This window comes from Aeromonas diversa CDC 2478-85 (genome assembly GCF_000819805.1).
In the GTDB taxonomy this organism is placed as follows: domain Bacteria; phylum Pseudomonadota; class Gammaproteobacteria; order Enterobacterales; family Aeromonadaceae; genus Aeromonas; species Aeromonas diversa.
This window is the reverse complement of record NZ_CDCE01000007.1, coordinates 64,993-80,963: the sequence shown is the minus strand read 5'-3', so window position 1 is coordinate 80,963 and position 15,971 is coordinate 64,993. Positions and strand designations below refer to the sequence as shown.

Genomic DNA, 15,971 nt, shown 5'->3' with positions numbered 1-15,971 from the left:
GATTCAATTTGTTAAAGAACAGTGCGATTTGCATCGCAACGGGAGTGGCATTCTACGCTTCCCGCTTGATGAGTCAAGCCTTATTTTTCAAGGCTTTTTCTCACATCGACCGGCTCGCTGCTGTGGCGGCGTTGCCCTGTCGATGGAGGCGCATTATAGGGACCCTGCGAATTCTAGCAAGCGCTAAATCGAGAAAAAGTACCATTTTTGGTGCGTTCGACCAAACACAAAGCAAAGACACAGATTATCACCAGAATTATCCACAGAAGTGGCTCGTGAAAGCCCGAGAAAAGGCATATATAAAGAAAAAGCCTCGCGATGCGAGGCTTTTGTCGGTCTTCGTCAGGACTTAGAACGGAATGTCATCGTCGAAGTCCATCGGGGGTTCGTTGTAAACCGGCGGGGCGGACTGGGGCTGCGGCGCCGGGCGGCTGTAACCACCCTGCTGTTGCATGCCTTGGCTCGGTGCCGGGCGGCTGGCTTGCTGCATGGGCTGCTGAGGTTGACCCCAGGCCTGCTGGCCACCGCTTTGATTCATGGGCTGACCGGCCCCTTGCGGGCGACCACCCAGCATCTGCATCACGCCGGTGAAGCTGTCGACCAACACCTCGGTGGTGTACCGCTCTTGGCCACTCTGGTCCTGCCACTTACGAGTTTGCAGTTTACCTTCCACATAGACCTGCGAACCTTTACGCAGATACTCCCCTGCGACTTCGGCCAACTTGCCCATGAACACAACGCGGTGCCATTCGGTACGCTCTTTCTGTTCACCGGTCTGCTTGTCGCGCCAAGTCTCGGAGGTGGCCAGGGTAATGTTGGTCACCGCTCCGCCGCTAGGCATGTAACGTACCTCGGGGTCTTGCCCAAGGTTACCGATCAGGATCACTTTATTGATGCCGCGACTGGCCATAATTATCTCTCACTCTATCGCTATGCCAGGCTCGACCTGGACTCAATCTTTGCCTTGGTGGACATTCACCCTGTGTAGGGGAAATAGTCTGCCACAATCTGCCCCATCTTGGTAATGTGCTATTCGGCGGAGGCAAATCCCTCACGGAGTATCCGATCGTAACGGCCATCCGCACGCAGTGAGGCTAACGCCGTATTAAAGCGCTCTATAAAGGTGGCGGCATCGGGATAACTGCGCGACATGATGAGATAGAAAGAGTCTGTCTGTGGATAGAAAGGAAGCCGCTGCAGGCACTCTCTGTGTCGGTACCCCTGCATACAGGCTTCGGCAATGACTCTCTCGTTCATCGCGATCAGATCGGCACGCCCCACCATCATGAGCTCAAGACAACGCTCCAGCTCGAGGGGCTGCTCCAGCTTGAGGCTATAACGTTCCATCGCCTCCTTGGCATGAGCCGTATTCCACCCCTTGGGAATGCACAGGCGCATCCCCTGCCACTGACCGTCTGCCGCCTTCTTGTCATCCTTACGGCTGAACCAGACCAGATGGTCGAAATGCAAGGGTGCACTGTAGAGGAAGAGATCAGAGCGCTCCTTGCCCCAAGCATACGGAAAGGTGGCCGCCACTATGCCCAGGCGTGTCTGCTTATAACCACGACCCCATGGCATGAATGCTATCTTGGGCTCTTCCCATCCAGCCTCGGCAAAGACGGCTCTCACCAGGCGAGTCGAGAGGCCGCCTTGGGGCAGGGACTTACCCGTATAGGGTGCAAACTTCCCTGTCACCAGGGTCAGCGGTGCGGCCAGACCCCACATGGGAAGCAAGACTCCCAACATCCACAGGCGACTCTTCATATATTCCCTCCCGCGCCACTCAAAGCAAGTATAGGTCGCACTGATCCGCTCTTGACCTTTGACTATGGTCAAAGGTTTACAGTCGCCTTGAGAATCGATCCACAAGGAGCACACCCATGAGCCACTCCTGCTGCTCGGGCCACTCAACCCCGATCAAGGCCATCAAGCCCAACGAAGGGCATCAACACGGCAGCCACTGCTGTGACGCCGTCACGGCATCTTCCCCCCTTGCGAGTCACGAACAGCACGAAGGGTGCGGCGGTCACGACACACCAGGCGCCGATGACGATCCCCCCCGGCGCCTTTCCGACCCAACCCAAGGCAGCCGGCGCCACAGCTGGCAAGTGAGCGGAATGGACTGCCCCAGCTGCGCCCGCAAGATTGAGACTGCGGTTGGTCGCCTCGACGGCGTCAGCCAGGCACGCGTCCTGTTTGCCACCGAACGCCTGGTGGTGGACGCCGCCCCGAGCCTCTCCCCCCTCTCCATCATGGAGGCCGTGAGCGCCGCCGGGTTCACACTGAGCGATAGCATAGCGACAGCGGCCCCTGCATCTGAGGGGTGGCTGCGCGGCCATCTCAATATCCTCTCCCTCGCAGCCCTGATGGCGCTGGCCACCCTGATCGGCCAGTTCTCCCCCGCCCAAGGGAAGCTGCTGTTTACCCTGGCCACCCTGTGGGGACTGTGGCCGGTCGCCCGCAAGGCGTGGCAACTGGCTCGCAGCGGCACCCCCTTCGCCATCGAAACCCTGATGAGTGTGGCGGCCGCTGGTGCTCTGTATCTCGGCGAGACCGCCGAGGCAGCCATGGTGCTGCTGCTCTTCATGCTCGGCGAGAAGCTCGAGTCCTACGCTGCCGGGCGCGCCCGGGCCGGTGTGACCGCCCTGATGGGGCTGGTGCCGGAACGGGCTGTGCGGGTGCGCGGCGAGATCCGTGAGGAGGTGGAAGCCGGCGATCTGATGCCGGGCGACATCATCGAGGTGGCCCCCGGTGCCCGACTGCCAGCCGACGCCGAGCTACTCGATGCGCTGGCCGCCTTCGACGAGAGCGCCCTCACCGGCGAGTCGATCCCGGTCGAGCGCCGCAGCGGTGAGAAGATCGCCGCCGGCTCCCTGTGCGTGGATCGGCTGATCCGGCTGCGCGTCGTCTCGGAGCCGGGCCACAACGCCATCGACCGCATCCTGCAGCTCATCGAAGAGGCCGAGTCACAGCGTGCGCCCATCGAACGCTTCATCGACCGCTTCAGCCGCTGGTATACCCCGGCCATGATGCTGGTCGCTCTCGCCGTCATTCTGATCCCGCCCCTGGCCATGGGGGCCGACTGGGAGACCTGGACCTACCGCGGGCTGGCGCTGCTGCTCATCGGTTGCCCCTGCGCCCTGGTCATCTCGACGCCAGCGGCCGTCACCTCGGCGCTGGCAGCGGCCACCCGCCAGGGCGCCCTGATCAAAGGTGGGGCGGCGCTGGAGCGATTGGCCAGTGTCGATCTGATCGCCTTCGACAAGACCGGCACTCTGACCCTCGGCAAGCCTGCGGTCACCGAGATGGAAGCGCTGGACAACATCCACTCGGCCGCGCAGCTGTTGGCCATGGCCGCAGCTATCGAGCAAGGCTCCCACCATCCGCTGGCCCAGGCCGTGGTGGCGCACGCCGGAGCGCAAGGGGTAACACCGGCCACGGCGCGCGAGGTGCGGGCCCTGCCCGGCATGGGGGTCGAAGGTTCGATCGACGGTGAAGTCTGGAGCCTGCTGGCCCCCTCCCATCAACAGGATCTCGACCAGGCAGCCCAGGCGCGGATTCAGGCGCTGGAGCTGGGCGGCAAGACGGTGATCGTGCTGGCCCAGGCGGGCACGCCGCGCGCCCTGCTGGCGCTGCAAGATCGCCTGCGTCCCGACGCCCGTGACGCCCTGGCCGAGCTGAAGGGGCTCGGGATCGACGGCGTCATGCTGACCGGTGACAACCCGAGAGCCGCCGCCGCCATTGCCGCCGCGCTCACCCTCGATTATCGGGCGGGCTTGCTCCCGGCCGACAAGGTCGAGGCGATTGCGTCCCTCGGAGCGGGACGCGCCGTGGCCATGGTGGGGGATGGCATCAACGATGCCCCGGCCATGAAGCGGGCCAGCATTGGCATCGCCATGGGCTCGGGCACCGACGTGGCGCTGGAGACCGCCGATGCGGCCCTGACCACCAGCCAGCTGCATGGGCTGCCGGCCATGATCCGCCTGTCGCGGGCGGCGCTGGCCAACATCCGGCAGAACATAGCCCTGGCGCTCGGGCTCAAGGCCGTGTTCCTGGTCACCAGCCTGCTCGGTCTGACCGGGCTCTGGTTGGCGGTCTTGGCCGACACCGGCGCCACCGCCCTGGTCACCGCCAACGCTCTGCGCCTGCTGCGAAAGCGCTGAGCACAACCATAAAAAAAGCCCCGCACTGGCGGGGCTTTTATGTTTGGGATCAGGCGACCTTGGGGCGCACACCCAGGGTGTGGCAGATGGCGTAGGTGAGCTCGGAGCGGTTGAGGGTGTAGAAGTGGAAGTCCTTCACCCCTTCCTGGCTCAGCACCCGTACCTGATCGATGGCGATGCTGGCCCCCACCAGATTGCGAGTGGCCTGATCGTTGTCGAGCCCCTCGAAGCGCTGGTGCATCCAGCGCGGGATCTTCACGTTGGTGAAGCCAGCAAACTTGGTCAGGGTCTGGTAGTTGGAGACCGGCAGTATGCCCGGCACGATTTCGGCATCGATGCCGATGGCCGCGCAGCGATCGCGAAAACGCAGGTAGGTCTCGACGTCGAAGAAGAACTGGGTGATGGCCCGATCGGCCCCCGCATCGATCTTGCGCTTGAGGCTGAGCAGATCGGACTGGGCGCTGCGCGCCTCCGGATGTACCTCGGGGTAGGCCGCCACCGAGATGTCGAAGTCGGCCTCGGCCTTGAGCAGGGCCACCAGATCGGCGGCATACATGTCCGGCTTGTCCACCCCCTGGGGCAGGTCACCACGCAGGGCAACGATGTGACGGATGCCACTGTTCCAGTAGTCGCGGGCGATGGTGCGCAGCTCGTCGCGGCTGGCGTCGATACAGGTCAGATGCGGCGCGGCGATGAGACCGGTGCGCTCCTTGATGTCTTTGATCACCTTGTGGGTGCGATCTCGGGTACCGGAGTTGGCGCCATAGGTGACGGAGACGAACTTGGGCTCGAGCACCTTGAGGCGCTCGATGGATTGCCACAGGGTCTGCTCCATGCTCTCGCTGTTGGGCGGGAAGAACTCGAAGCTGACCGATATGTCGCCGCCCAGATCGGCGATGCTCTGGTTGAGGGCCTCAACCTGGCGTGCGCTGTGAAATCCCATCTGTTCTCTCCCTGTACGACACGATTTAACAATGGATGTTTAGACGTCCAAACGTCTTTCTATCCTGCCCTGTTTCCTGGGGATGTCAACCTATCTGTCATCTTTTCTCACCAAACTAGCGAACAAAACGAAAGAAAATTTTTGCGTTATCTGATTGAACCCCATCCCCAAGCCTATTGAATCCAGTTATGATGTGCGCAGAACGTTATGCGTTCTGAATCTGCGTGTGATTGTTTGGCCGGAGTCTCTCCGGCCCTTCTTTTATGCAGAGCCTTCACTCCCTGCCGATAACCAGATTGGTTCAAGACTGCGAGGAGTACCCATGGAGACCCATCCCGCCATATCCACCGATCTGCTGTTTGACAGCTATCAGGGTCTCATTCAGCGTCTGCCCGACTGTTGGGCCATCTCAACACCCGACACCCCGGATTACTACTTCGGTAACTATCTGTTGCTGCCCACTCCCCCCGACGACCGGGACAAGGGATGGCTCGAGCAGACCTTCGATCGTCTCATCGGACAGGATCCCCGCATTCGCCACCGCACCTTCCTGTGGCCACTCGGCGAGGGGCAAAACCGCTATCCGGGCGCCTTTATCGCCTGTGGTTACCACTACATGGAGTGCCTCGCCCTCTCCCTGCGCCTCGACCGGCTGATCCCCCCCGCAGGCTTATCCCCCCTCACGGTTCGTGCCTTTACTCCGGATGACTGGCCCGCATGGATCGAACTGGAGCTCACCGAGCGCAACCCGGCCCATGAGGCAGACCACTACCACCAATTTCTCGGGTCACGGGAACGCCTCTATCGCGCCATGATTGAGGATGGACTGGGGCAGTGGTGGGGAATGTGGGACGGCGGAGAACTGGTCGCCAGCTGTGGACTCTTCTTCACCGAGACCCTGGGGCGATTTCAATGGGTACGAACCCGGGAGGGGTGGCGTAATCGAGGCCTCTGCCGCCATCTGCTCCATCAGGTTGCCCTGGCCGGGCTGGAGCGGGTGAAGGAGCTCATCATAGTGGCCGACAGCGACTACCATGCCCAGGGCGTCTATCGCAGACTCGGCTTCGAACCGGTCGCCCGTACCGGTAGCCTCTGCCGTTGGGAAGCCCCCTGAAACAGTCGCGGGAAGGCATAGCCTCCCCGCTGGTACGGTTACTGCTGAGGAAGCGGTGCTGCGCTGCGCTCGAGTTCTTGAGAGAGGGCCTCCTCCGCCGCCGCAGGCACCGGGGCCGGCTCTGCAGGTGGAGTGACGGTCGCCGGCTCAGGAACAAGCGGCTGAGTCGTAGAGGCGGCCGCTGGCGCGACGGCAGAGCAGTCACAGTCGGTTGCGGCCTCTCGCTGACCACGCGCCTTCTGCTGCGGGACATACCAACCGGTCAGTCCCTTTTGCAGCTGTTGCGCCGCCTGCTCCGGGCTTTCCTTACCCAGCAGTACAGCCTGGCTCAGCTCGGCCAGCTGATCCCCAAGCTTGGGGGTGCCGCGCGAGAGGATCTGGGTCGCCACCCGAATGGTGGAGTCACACTGGTCACGCCACTCCATCATGGCCTTGGCGGCCGGGTTGCTCACCTCAAAGAAGTGGTTGGAGAGCGAGAAGAAACCAGGCAGGGCGTTGGTGTAGAGCTCGGCAAACTCCGGCGTGGTGAGCCACTGCAGGAACTGCATCGCCTCTTCTTTGTTCTTGCTCGCCGCATTCATCCCCATGCCGATATCGGTATGATCGGTGAAGAAGCAGCTATCCCCACTCTTGGCGACCGGCGGGCGTAGCACCCCGAAGTCCACCTTGCCGGTGAAGGGGGCTATCTCCCAGGAACCGGCCACGTACATGGCCGCCTTGCCCGAGGTGAACAGCTGGTTGCTGGTCGCGTAGTCGCGACTCTCGCCCCCCTCGCCCAGATAGGCTCGCCAGCGGGCCAGCTCCTCGAACACCTTGACGAAGGGGCGGGCGTCCATCCGTTCAGTGCCATTGATGAGAGCCAGCCGGCCATCCTCCCCCTTCCAATAGTTGGGGCCTATGTTCTGAAAACCGAGTTCGGAGGCAACCCAGCTCTCGCTCCCGCTCATGGCGAGCGGTAGGTAGCGCCCGTCTGCCTTCACCTTGTCGAGGGCCGCAAAGAAGGCATCCCGGGTCTCGGGGGGCGCGATGCCGAGTTCCTTGAAGATCCCCTTGTTATAGAAGAAGCCATGGATCACCGATGCCATGGGCACGCAGAAGGTCTGGGCTCCGGAATCGGTCTGCCAGGGCGACTGGGCGAAGCTCGGGAAGTTCTCCATCCCTGCCATCTCGGTCACCTCGGCCAAATAGCCCGCCTTGAACAGCGCCAGGGAGTCATCGAAGGGCCGGCAGGTGATGAGATCTCCCGCCTTACCTCCCTTGAGGTTCTCCACCAGGGTCGGCATGTAGTTCACGTTCTGCACCGGATGGAAACGCACCTTGACCCCGGGGTGAGTCGCCTCGAAGGCGGGGATTATCTTCTGTTCCCACAGCGCCTGATCATCGGTCCGCCAGCTCTCGATCACCAGCTCACCGGCCATGAGCGGGGCGGCGCACATGAGGCCCAGCAGCCCCAACCATTTATTCGACATAGGGCCTCCTAGACCTTGAAGTGAGCAATCAGTTGTTGTTGTTGCGAGGCGAGATCGGCCAGCACCTCGCTGCTGTCGGCCGATTGGCGCGCCTCACGCTCAGCTTCAAACGCAACCTCAGCGATGCCGGATATGTGGCGGGCAACCCCCTGACTCACGGATATTTGTTCGGTGGCGGCATGGGCCACCTGATCGGCCAGCTCCTTGATGGTGCTCATGCGCCCGGCAATGCCCTGCAAGGCCGCATCCAGCTCCCGAGTCTGATCCACACAATCTTGAGTCTGATCCTGGCTACGCCCCATCACCTCCACCACGTGGCGGCTGGAGGCTTGCAGGTTCTCGATCATCGCCTGGATCTCTTCGGTACTGGTCTGGGTCCGGGTCGCCAGCGCCCTGACCTCGTCGGCCACCACGGCAAAGCCACGACCGGCATCACCGGCACGGGCCGCCTCGATGGCGGCATTCAGCGCCAGCAGGTTGGTCTGCTCGGCGATGGCGCGGATCACGTCGAGTATGCTGCCGATGTTGTTGCTGAACTCACCCAGCTTGTGGGTGATGCCAACCGCCTCCTCCATCGCCTGCGCCAGGGACTCGGTAATGCGCCGGGTATCGGCCACCTTGCGGCGCCCCGCTTGGGTCTCATCGTTGGCCAGCCCCACCTCATGCTTGGTGTTGTCGGTGGTTCGCGCCACCTCGCTGGCACTCACTTCCAGCTCGGTAATGGCGGCCGCCACCTGATCGGTCTGGCTCTTTTGCTCTTGCACCCGGGCCATGGAGCGTTCGCTGATCTCGGCGGCACGGGAGGCCTCATCCACCAGGTGACGGGAGCCTGCATTGATCTGGGAGAGCAGATCGCCGGTCTTGCTCGCCAGCATGTCGATGGAGCGAGAGAGAGCGCCAAATTCGCAGCCGCTGCGATAGTTGATACGGCGAGTCATGTCGCCGGCGGCCATGGCATCGAGCTCGCGATTGATCATCTGTAACGGCCGCTGGATGCTGCGCGCCGTGGTGTAACCGATCACCAGAGCGACCAGGGCCGACAGCGCGGCCACCGTGATGATCCAGAAGCTGGCACTGCTGACCGCACTGTCGGCGCTGCTCCGGCTGCTCGAGGCGAGCTCACCGGCGCTGGCGCTGAAGTCATCGAGCTGGCTCAGCACCTGGGCCATAGAGGCGTCGAGACGGCGATTAAGCTCGCCCAGCGAGGTATCGAGCTGCTGCTTGTTACGCATACTGGCGAGCAACCCCTGCGGGCCGAGGGCCAGCTCTTCGAGCTTGCCAAGGTTGGCCAGATAACGGGCTTTGACATCCTCGGCCACGGCAACCCGCTCCAGGCGCTTGCGGGCCATGGTGATATCGGTGGTGAGCACCTTCTCCAGCTTGGCAAGATCGGTCTGCCGGTCGGCACGGCGGATGTTCTTCAGATCACGGGCGATCCCGGAGGTGATGAGTTCGGCCTTGTTGCGCATAGAGCGCTGACCGGAGGCTTGTTGCAACAACAGATCGGCGGCCCACTGGTAGGTGTCCTCCAATCGGATGAAGCCCTTGTTCAGCTCGGCCAGGCGACGCTGGGCTTCAACCGAGCGACGATGCTGCTCGAGCACCTGGTCGGCCACAGTGAAAAACTGATCCGCACTCTGCTCTATCTGACCCAGGCGCCCACCGTCGTCGTGACGCTGCAACGCCTCGCGACTCTGGGTGAAACGCTGGCGCTGCGCCTCGTAACGACCGCTCAGATCACTCAGGGCATTGGCATCCTGACTGGTTCGGAACTCCAACACCCAGCGGTTGGCATCCTGCAAGTTGCCCTTGATGGTCGCTGCCGCCACCAGCAAGGGGGTAGAGCGCTCGGTCACATCCGTCAGGCCCGCGTTGATGCCGCGGATCTTTAATGCACTGACGGTGCCAAGCAGGATCAGCAAGAGGAGCATCAACACGAAACCGGCAATGATCCTTTGCACAATGGAGAGACTCATAAAGCTGTCCTCAATATGGGGGTATGTGTTCAACATAGTGCTTATCGACCACCCATAGTGAAACTGGAGTCGAGCCGACGCTTACTCCATTGATCTAGAACACATTTTCGAGGAGCTTCGGTAACGAAGTGTAAAAACATGGCTCCTGCCAACAGGGCAGGAGCCAAGAGAGCCTTTAATGGCGGGCGGGGTAGTGATTGGCAATCCAGGATTCAAATTGGTCGATCATCGCCTCTTCGGAGGCGCCGTTATCAGCGATCTGTTCATTCCCATGGACGACCCGGATCACGGCATTGAGGGGCGTTCCCTTGCCAGGATTCGGGCGGGCTGCCGCGGCAGCCATGCAGGCCTGGGCCTCCTGCCACACCTGCTCCACCGTCTGGTTGCACGCGTCGGCCAGGTAGCGGGCATTGAACCCCTCTCCGGTGAGGCTCTGCAGGGTCTCGTCATGGCTCTTGCCGTTGCCGGGCGCCCAGTAGTGGGCGGCCAGATCCGGCCCGATCTTCGGGTTGTCGGTCAGGTAGCCATCGCGGCGCAGGAAGAAGGCGCGGGTCTGCTCGACCGCCATCTGCGCCAGCAGATAGCCGTGATAGGCGCAGGCCGACTCCTGGTTGAGCAGGTGCGGGATGGCCAGCAGGGGGCGCGGGCTCTCGACCCCCAGGATGCGGCGCTCCCACTCCCGCGCCAGGGTGATGACCCCTTCGCCAGTCAGGGCGTCGTCTTCCAAGCGGTAGAGATCCCACTCGAAGTAGGCCACCAGGGCGATCTGGCGCTCGTTGAAGGCGCGCATCGGCTGGCTGGTCTCGATCAGACGGTGGATCAGCGCGTCCGGGATCGCTTCGCCGGCGGCGTTGCGGGCATAGCGCTTGAGCCAGTCGGCATCCCCCAGCAGGCTGTCGCAGAACATAGACTGGGTCTCGGCGTAGGCCATGGAGGTGGGCGAGAACTCCTGAGAGAAGCAAGGGGAGTTGCCGGTCACGTTGGCAAAGTGCGCCGCGTGCCCGCCTTCGTGGAACAGGGTGTTGAGCCCGCTCCAGCCGCTGCCCACCTGATCCGGCTGGGCCAGACTGGTGAAATTGACCGTGGCCGGCACCCAGGTATCCCCCTGCCAGTGACTCGGTATCGGGCCGTGGCAGAAGCCGTTCTCGTACTTGCCGCTGCGCTCCAGCAGATCCAGGGTCAGGGTTGCATCGCGGAACTGGATGCCGAGGCGGCGGAAACTTTCGACCCAGTCACGCAGGGCGCGGGAGAAGGGAACATAGGCGTCGAGCTCCCGGATCACATCCCCTCTGGAGAAGTAACGCAGGTTATGGGGCAGCAGCGCGGCCTCCCCCTTGTTTTGCTTGAGCTCTGAAAGGCTGGCAAAGCAGCGCTCGTCGGTGCGCGCGATAAAGTCGTCGAGCACGGCAAAGAGCTGCTCCGGGCTCATCTGCTCGTTCTTGTGCACCTTGTAGTCGAAGTAGTTGCGATAGCCCATGGTCCGGGCGAAGCGGTTACGCAGACGCACTATGTCGAGAAAACCGTGGTCGACCACCCACTGCTCCAGGGTGCGGAACAGGGTCAGGGCACTCTGGCGCGACGCTTCGCTTGGGCTGGTACCGATCAGGGTGGAAGCGGCCGGCAAAGAGCCTGGCAGCGTCTCTCCCTGCTCGCCCACCAGAGTCAGAGCCAGCTCGCGACGGGCGGCAAACAGTTGCGACTCGGCGGCCACCAGCTCGTCCATCAGACGGGCGGCCACCTCGTCCTCAATCACGTTGCACTCGAAGAAGGCGAGCCAGCCCTTCAGGCCGGCCAGCAGCTGCGGGTCGTCACCCGCCTGCTCGATGGCCGCCCTCAGTTCGGGTAGCCGCACCGGGTTGGCGCAAAACCCCTTGTAGGCCTGTTCGGCCGCGGTGAAACCGGCGTGATCGTCGCTGGTGCCCATATAGGTGGACCAGAAGAGATCCTCCTTGCGTCTGTGTACCGCAAGATAATCCCGGTTCAGTTGATCGAAGTAATTCCTGGCAGACATCAATTCCCTCTTTATATCTGTAGTAATGAGACCCTCGACCAGGGGGTGACACGCGATCCCCCTATCTCTGCCCAAGATGTGATCCCGATCTCATATCCAATTGGACACCTGGTCGGACCGCCATCAAGACTTAGACTCATAAGGGCAATAATTACCCGGCAATATCGTCGGTGTTGCTAACGATACCCAGTCAAGGAGGAGCTATGTTAAGGCTTGGGAATATTGCCGTCAGCCACAAATTGTGGCTGATGCTGGCGCTGGCCATGCTCGGCTTTCTGGCCATGCTGACACTCTCGGCTAACAGTTTGCATAAAAATCTGTTGGCAGAGCGTCAGGCCAAACTCACGGCCGTGCTCGAACTGGCCCACTCCCGCATAGCCCAGCTGGCAGCCACCTTGCCCAAGGCGGACGCCCAGCGAGAGGCCAAGGCGATGATCGACAGCATGCGCTTCGATGGGGACAACTATCTCTTCGTCATCGATGAGCAGCGCCATCTGCTGGCCCACCCCCTCAAACCTGAATTGGTGGGACAACAGATGGGCAGTGGTGCCACTCAGGGAGAACACTGGGAGCGCATGATCGAGCTGGCCAAAGGGGGCCGCTCCGGTACGCTGGAATACCTCTGGTCCTCCCCCACCGGCGAATCCCTGCCCAAGATGAGTCGGGTCACCGGCTTCCCCGAATGGGGATGGGTGCTGGGATCCGGCATCCTGATCCACGACATCCAGTCCACCCTGTGGCACGAGTTCCTGCAGATGGCCGGCGCCGCGCTGATCATCGCCCTGTTGATGGGTTTACTCGGCCATGGCATCAGCCGCTCCATCGTCAATCCGCTGGCCGCGATCAATCAGGCGATGGCGCGGGTTGCCAGAGGCGACCTGGTGGTGACAGTGCCGGTACAGGGGAGCGATGAGCTGGGACAACTGGCCACCTGCACCAATCAGAGCCTGAAGGCCATCCGTGACGCCCTGCTGGAAGCCAGTCAGGGGGCACGCGAGGTGGCGGATGCCGCCATACGGATCGCCTCCTCCGCCGAGCAGACCAGCCAGGCGGTGACCAGCCAGCGCGACCAACTCTCGCAACTGGCCACCGCCATGAACGAGATGAGTGCCACCATCGCCGATGTCGCGGGTCATGCCGAGAGTACCGCGCACGATACCAGAGAGGCCACCGACGAGGCGGGCCTGGGCAACCGGGACGTGAATGCCAGCGTGCACGGCATCCAGAGCCTGGCGCTGGAGGTAGAGCAAGCCAGCGCCCAGGTCAACCAGCTCAAGGAGGGGGTGATGCAGATTAGCGAGGTGACCTCTGTCATCAGCGCCATCTCGGATCAGACCAACCTGTTGGCCCTCAACGCCGCCATCGAAGCCGCCCGCGCCGGTGAGCAGGGACGCGGCTTTGCCGTGGTGGCCGACGAGGTGCGCCAGCTCGCCGGACGCACCCGCCATTCGACCGAGGAGATCCAGAGTACCATCAGCGATCTGCAACAGCGGGCCTTGAGTGCCGCCCAGGCGATGGAGACCAGCCGAACCCTGGCCGAGAGCAGCGTCAATCAATCCGAGAAGGCGGGGGGAGACCTGGACCTCATCGTGAATCACATTCACCACGTCAACGACATGGCAACCCAGATAGCCACCGCGGCCGAAGAGCAGAGCGCCGTGGCCGAAGAGATGAATCGCAACGTCCTCGGCATCAACGACTCGGCTCAGGAGATGGCGCAGTCGGCCAATCACCTGGCCGAAGAGAGCGAGCGGCTGGCCAGCCTCTCGCGCAATCTGGACCAGCGCCTCTCCACATTCCGCCTGCATGAGGCATAGCCCACCGTCCCGTCACGGGCTAAGCCATGGATACAAAAAAGCCGTCACACCGTGACGGCTTTTTCATCTCAGGAGCCGAGGGCCAATCCGATGGAGAGCAGCAGGCTAAAGAAGAATGCCCCCATGGCCGTGCGCTTCAGGGCGCCGGTCAGCACCTCGCCATCCCGGCTCAGGGAGAGGGTGCACGCCGCATCGGTCAAAGGCTTGAGCGCCGGCACGAAGATCCAGGGCCAGGGGCCGCCATCGTGTAGCACCAGGAAGGCAAAGGTCAGCAACAGAGCCGCCCCCAGCAACACCCAGTGATAGGCGATCGCCTTGTCGCGTCCGAGGCGGACCGCCAGGGTGATCTTGCCGCTTGCGGCGTCACTCTCGATGTCGCGCACGTTATTAACGTTGAGCACGGCGGTGGCCAGCAGGCCGCAGGCGGCGGCGGGCAGCAACAAGGCCCACTCCAGGCTGTGGGTGAACAGATAGAAGGAGCCGAGCACGCCGAGCAGACCGAAGAAGAGAAAGACGGAGATATCGCCAAAACCCCGGTAGCCATAAGGCGTTTTGCCCACCGTGTAGGTGATGGCGGCCAGGATGGCGAAGCCCCCCAGCGCCACAAACAGCAGCACATCGAGCCAGTTGTGGCCAAAGGCGGTGATCAGCAGACCCAGCCCGCTGACCACAGCGCCGAGGGCCACCAGCACCATGGCACGCACCATCTCACCCCGGGTGATGAGCCCCGAGACCACGGCACGCTGTGGGCCGATACGAGCCTCGTTGTCGGCCCCGGACACGGCATCGCCGTAGTCATTGGCCAGGTTGGAGAGCACTTGCAGCAAGATGGCCGTCAGCAGGGCCAGTCCCATGATGGCCCCATCGAAGCTACCACGGCTGGCCGCCAGGCCGCTGCCGAGCAGGATCGATGAACAGGCCAGGGGAAGGGTTCGCAGGCGAGCCGCCATCACCCAGGCATTGATTTTTTTACTCATATTCGATGGCCAAACGACCGGTTCTTGATCCCGTCGGTATTCAGGTGCATGCCCCTTGCCTATACTGGGGACGCTCAGGATCAGATGTCCGGACAATTTACATGGAAGAATGGGCAGTTAATATATAGGAAATGTCCGCCTTTTGGCACAAAGTAGGCCCTCTAATCGCTATCCATGTTGGCACCCACTCATCTCATGCAACAGCTGGACGCCTTGCGTCATGAGGCGACCTGCGGTTTCGTGCGGTTGCGCGTGCCGACTCGCGTAGACTCATTCCTCGGCTGGCTCTCGTCCCAACCCCTCTATCCCCGCATCTACTGGCACGCGCGTGGCGACGATCGCCCCGAGTACGCCGCACTGGGGTGTATTCACGAGATCCGCGATCCGGCCAGACTGCACGCCCTCTGTGACCAGACGGCACTGCCCGGGGCCGATTCTCCCCGTTACTTCGGTGGACTCGCCTTCGATCCCGACGGTGAGGGATGGCCCGGTTTCGGCCCCTGCCGCCTGATCCTGCCGCGTATCGAACTGGTGCGACGTGGTGAGGAGGTGAGCCTGTGCCTCAATCTGTTGCTATGTGAAGACGAGCGGGAGCAGGAGATCGCCCGCGCCGAGGCGGCGCTGCAGATGCTCTGCCCGGAGCGGCCACTGCCTCCCCTGGCAGGGGGCGGTTATCGGCGCAGCGACACCCCGGACTTCGCCACCTGGCGCTCTCTGGTGGAGCGGGTCACCGATACCGACTTCCAGACCCACACCCCCAAGGTCGTGCTCTCCCGCGCCAGCCGCCTCGAGACAGCCCGCCCCGTCGGTCCCTGGCAGATGCTGGAGTCCTGGCGAGCCCGGGCCCAGGACTGCTTCCACTTCGGTTTTCAGTTTGACCCGGCGCAGGCTTTTATCTCCTGCTCACCCGAGCGCCTCTATCGGCGCGAGGGGGACCACCTCTTCACCGAGGCGCTCGCCGGCACCATACGCCGCAGCGGCGACGAGGCGACGGATAGCGCCCTTGCGCGCGAACTGCTCAGTGATGACAAGAATCGGTTGGAGAATCGCCTGGTCCACGCCGATATCCTGAGCCGCCTCGCCCCCCTGGCCAAGCAGACCAGCCTGACCGAACCGCGCATCCTCAAGCTGCGCCTGTTGCAACACATCAAGTGCGACATCGAAGCCGAGCTGCACGCCGGGGTGAACGATTGGCAACTGCTGGCCGCCCTGCACCCGACACCGGCCGTCGGCGGCGCGCCCCGCGAGGCGGCCATCGACTTTATTCGCCGACACGAGCCCTACCGGCGCGGCTGGTATGCGGGGGCCTGCGGCATGCTCAGCCGAGACACCAGCGAGTTCTCGGTCGCCATTCGCAGCGCCCTGCTCGATGCGGATTCGGTCACCCTGTTTGCCGGAGCTGGCATAGTCGCCGGCTCCGAGCCCTCGGCCGAGTGGGCGGAACTCGATAACAAGATAGGCAATGTCCTCTCCCTGCTGGCGCAGGATTAACCCCGGAAAT

Annotated in this window: 12 protein-coding genes; 5 read left to right on the top strand and 7 right to left on the bottom strand. The window is 62.7% G+C overall.

Translation table 11 applies throughout. The annotated features are described in order from the left end of the window. Positions 1-353 (top strand): hypothetical protein (locus tag BN1121_RS20110; protein WP_231552980.1); only part of this gene is annotated, 353 nt, incomplete at its 5' end. On the opposite strand, the gene BN1121_RS01050 is transcribed toward BN1121_RS20110, so the two are convergent. Both BN1121_RS01050 and BN1121_RS01045 read right to left on the bottom strand, forming a co-directional pair. Further along, positions 350-910, bottom strand: coding sequence for a single-stranded DNA-binding protein (locus tag BN1121_RS01050; RefSeq protein WP_005350835.1), 561 nt, complete (start codon positions 908-910; stop codon positions 350-352). The genes BN1121_RS20110 and BN1121_RS01050 overlap by 4 nt on opposite strands. 119 nt (positions 911-1,029) lie before the next feature. Then, entirely contained in the window at positions 1,030-1,764 is a 735-nt protein-coding gene (locus tag BN1121_RS01045) for a substrate-binding periplasmic protein (RefSeq protein ID WP_005350833.1), read from the bottom strand. 116 nt (positions 1,765-1,880) lie between these two features. Between BN1121_RS01045 and BN1121_RS01040 the strand changes: the two genes are divergently transcribed. Continuing rightward, a complete protein-coding gene (locus BN1121_RS01040) occupies positions 1,881-4,163 on the top strand; it encodes a zinc/cadmium/mercury/lead-transporting ATPase (RefSeq protein ID WP_043157330.1) in 2,283 nt (760 codons plus the stop codon). Positions 4,164-4,212: 49 nt separating this feature from the next. Here the strand turns inward: BN1121_RS01040 and metF are convergent, their stop codons facing one another. After that, positions 4,213-5,106: a methylenetetrahydrofolate reductase gene (gene metF / locus BN1121_RS01035; RefSeq protein ID WP_005350828.1), complete on the bottom strand. Its 894-nt coding sequence runs from the start codon at positions 5,104-5,106 to the stop codon at positions 4,213-4,215. A gap of 322 nt (positions 5,107-5,428) precedes the next feature. Between metF and BN1121_RS01030 the strand changes: the two genes are divergently transcribed. Then, entirely contained in the window at positions 5,429-6,220 is a 792-nt protein-coding gene (locus BN1121_RS01030) for a GNAT family N-acetyltransferase (protein ID WP_005350827.1), read from the top strand. Positions 6,221-6,258: 38 nt separating this feature from the next. Here the strand turns inward: BN1121_RS01030 and BN1121_RS01025 are convergent, their stop codons facing one another. From BN1121_RS01025 to BN1121_RS01015, 3 genes are all read right to left on the bottom strand, one after another. Beyond that, positions 6,259-7,689 (bottom strand): ABC transporter substrate-binding protein, encoded by a 1,431-nt coding sequence (locus BN1121_RS01025; RefSeq protein ID WP_005350826.1) that lies wholly within the window; start codon positions 7,687-7,689, stop codon positions 6,259-6,261. Positions 7,690-7,697: 8 nt separating this feature from the next. Beyond that, the gene (locus tag BN1121_RS01020) at positions 7,698-9,665 is read right to left on the bottom strand and encodes a methyl-accepting chemotaxis protein (protein WP_005350825.1); all 1,968 of its coding nucleotides are present in this window, start codon (positions 9,663-9,665) and stop codon (positions 7,698-7,700) included. 175 nt (positions 9,666-9,840) lie between these two features. Continuing rightward, a complete protein-coding gene (locus BN1121_RS01015) occupies positions 9,841-11,676 on the bottom strand; it encodes a M3 family metallopeptidase (RefSeq protein WP_005350824.1) in 1,836 nt (611 codons plus the stop codon). A gap of 203 nt (positions 11,677-11,879) precedes the next feature. Here BN1121_RS01015 and BN1121_RS01010 point away from each other — a divergent pair, with 203 nt between their 5' ends. After that, entirely contained in the window at positions 11,880-13,493 is a 1,614-nt protein-coding gene (locus tag BN1121_RS01010) for a methyl-accepting chemotaxis protein (protein WP_005350823.1), read from the top strand. Positions 13,494-13,561: 68 nt separating this feature from the next. Here the strand turns inward: BN1121_RS01010 and BN1121_RS01005 are convergent, their stop codons facing one another. Further along, complete coding sequence (locus BN1121_RS01005) at positions 13,562-14,470, bottom strand: 1,4-dihydroxy-2-naphthoate polyprenyltransferase (RefSeq protein WP_005350822.1); 909 nt, start codon at positions 14,468-14,470, stop codon at positions 13,562-13,564. A 174-nt stretch (positions 14,471-14,644) separates the two neighbouring features. Here BN1121_RS01005 and BN1121_RS01000 point away from each other — a divergent pair, with 174 nt between their 5' ends. Beyond that, positions 14,645-15,961, top strand: a complete 1,317-nt coding sequence (locus BN1121_RS01000; RefSeq protein WP_005350821.1) for an isochorismate synthase — start codon at positions 14,645-14,647, stop codon at positions 15,959-15,961. The last annotated feature ends 10 nt before the right edge of the window (positions 15,962-15,971 follow it).

Coding starts and splice junctions, on each gene's coding strand:
- BN1121_RS01025 (WP_005350826.1), bottom strand. CDS start 7,689: ATGTCGAATAAATGGTTGGGGCTGCTGGGCCTCATGTGCGCCGCCCCG.
- BN1121_RS01010 (WP_005350823.1), top strand. CDS start 11,880: ATGTTAAGGCTTGGGAATATTGCCGTCAGCCACAAATTGTGGCTGATG.
- BN1121_RS01045 (WP_005350833.1), bottom strand. CDS start 1,764: ATGAAGAGTCGCCTGTGGATGTTGGGAGTCTTGCTTCCCATGTGGGGT.
- BN1121_RS01015 (WP_005350824.1), bottom strand. CDS start 11,676: ATGTCTGCCAGGAATTACTTCGATCAACTGAACCGGGATTATCTTGCG.
- metF (WP_005350828.1), bottom strand. CDS start 5,106: ATGGGATTTCACAGCGCACGCCAGGTTGAGGCCCTCAACCAGAGCATC.
- BN1121_RS01050 (WP_005350835.1), bottom strand. CDS start 910: ATGGCCAGTCGCGGCATCAATAAAGTGATCCTGATCGGTAACCTTGGG.
- BN1121_RS01020 (WP_005350825.1), bottom strand. CDS start 9,665: ATGAGTCTCTCCATTGTGCAAAGGATCATTGCCGGTTTCGTGTTGATG.
- BN1121_RS01005 (WP_005350822.1), bottom strand. CDS start 14,470: ATGAGTAAAAAAATCAATGCCTGGGTGATGGCGGCTCGCCTGCGAACC.
- BN1121_RS01000 (WP_005350821.1), top strand. CDS start 14,645: ATGTTGGCACCCACTCATCTCATGCAACAGCTGGACGCCTTGCGTCAT.
- BN1121_RS01030 (WP_005350827.1), top strand. CDS start 5,429: ATGGAGACCCATCCCGCCATATCCACCGATCTGCTGTTTGACAGCTAT.
- BN1121_RS01040 (WP_043157330.1), top strand. CDS start 1,881: ATGAGCCACTCCTGCTGCTCGGGCCACTCAACCCCGATCAAGGCCATC.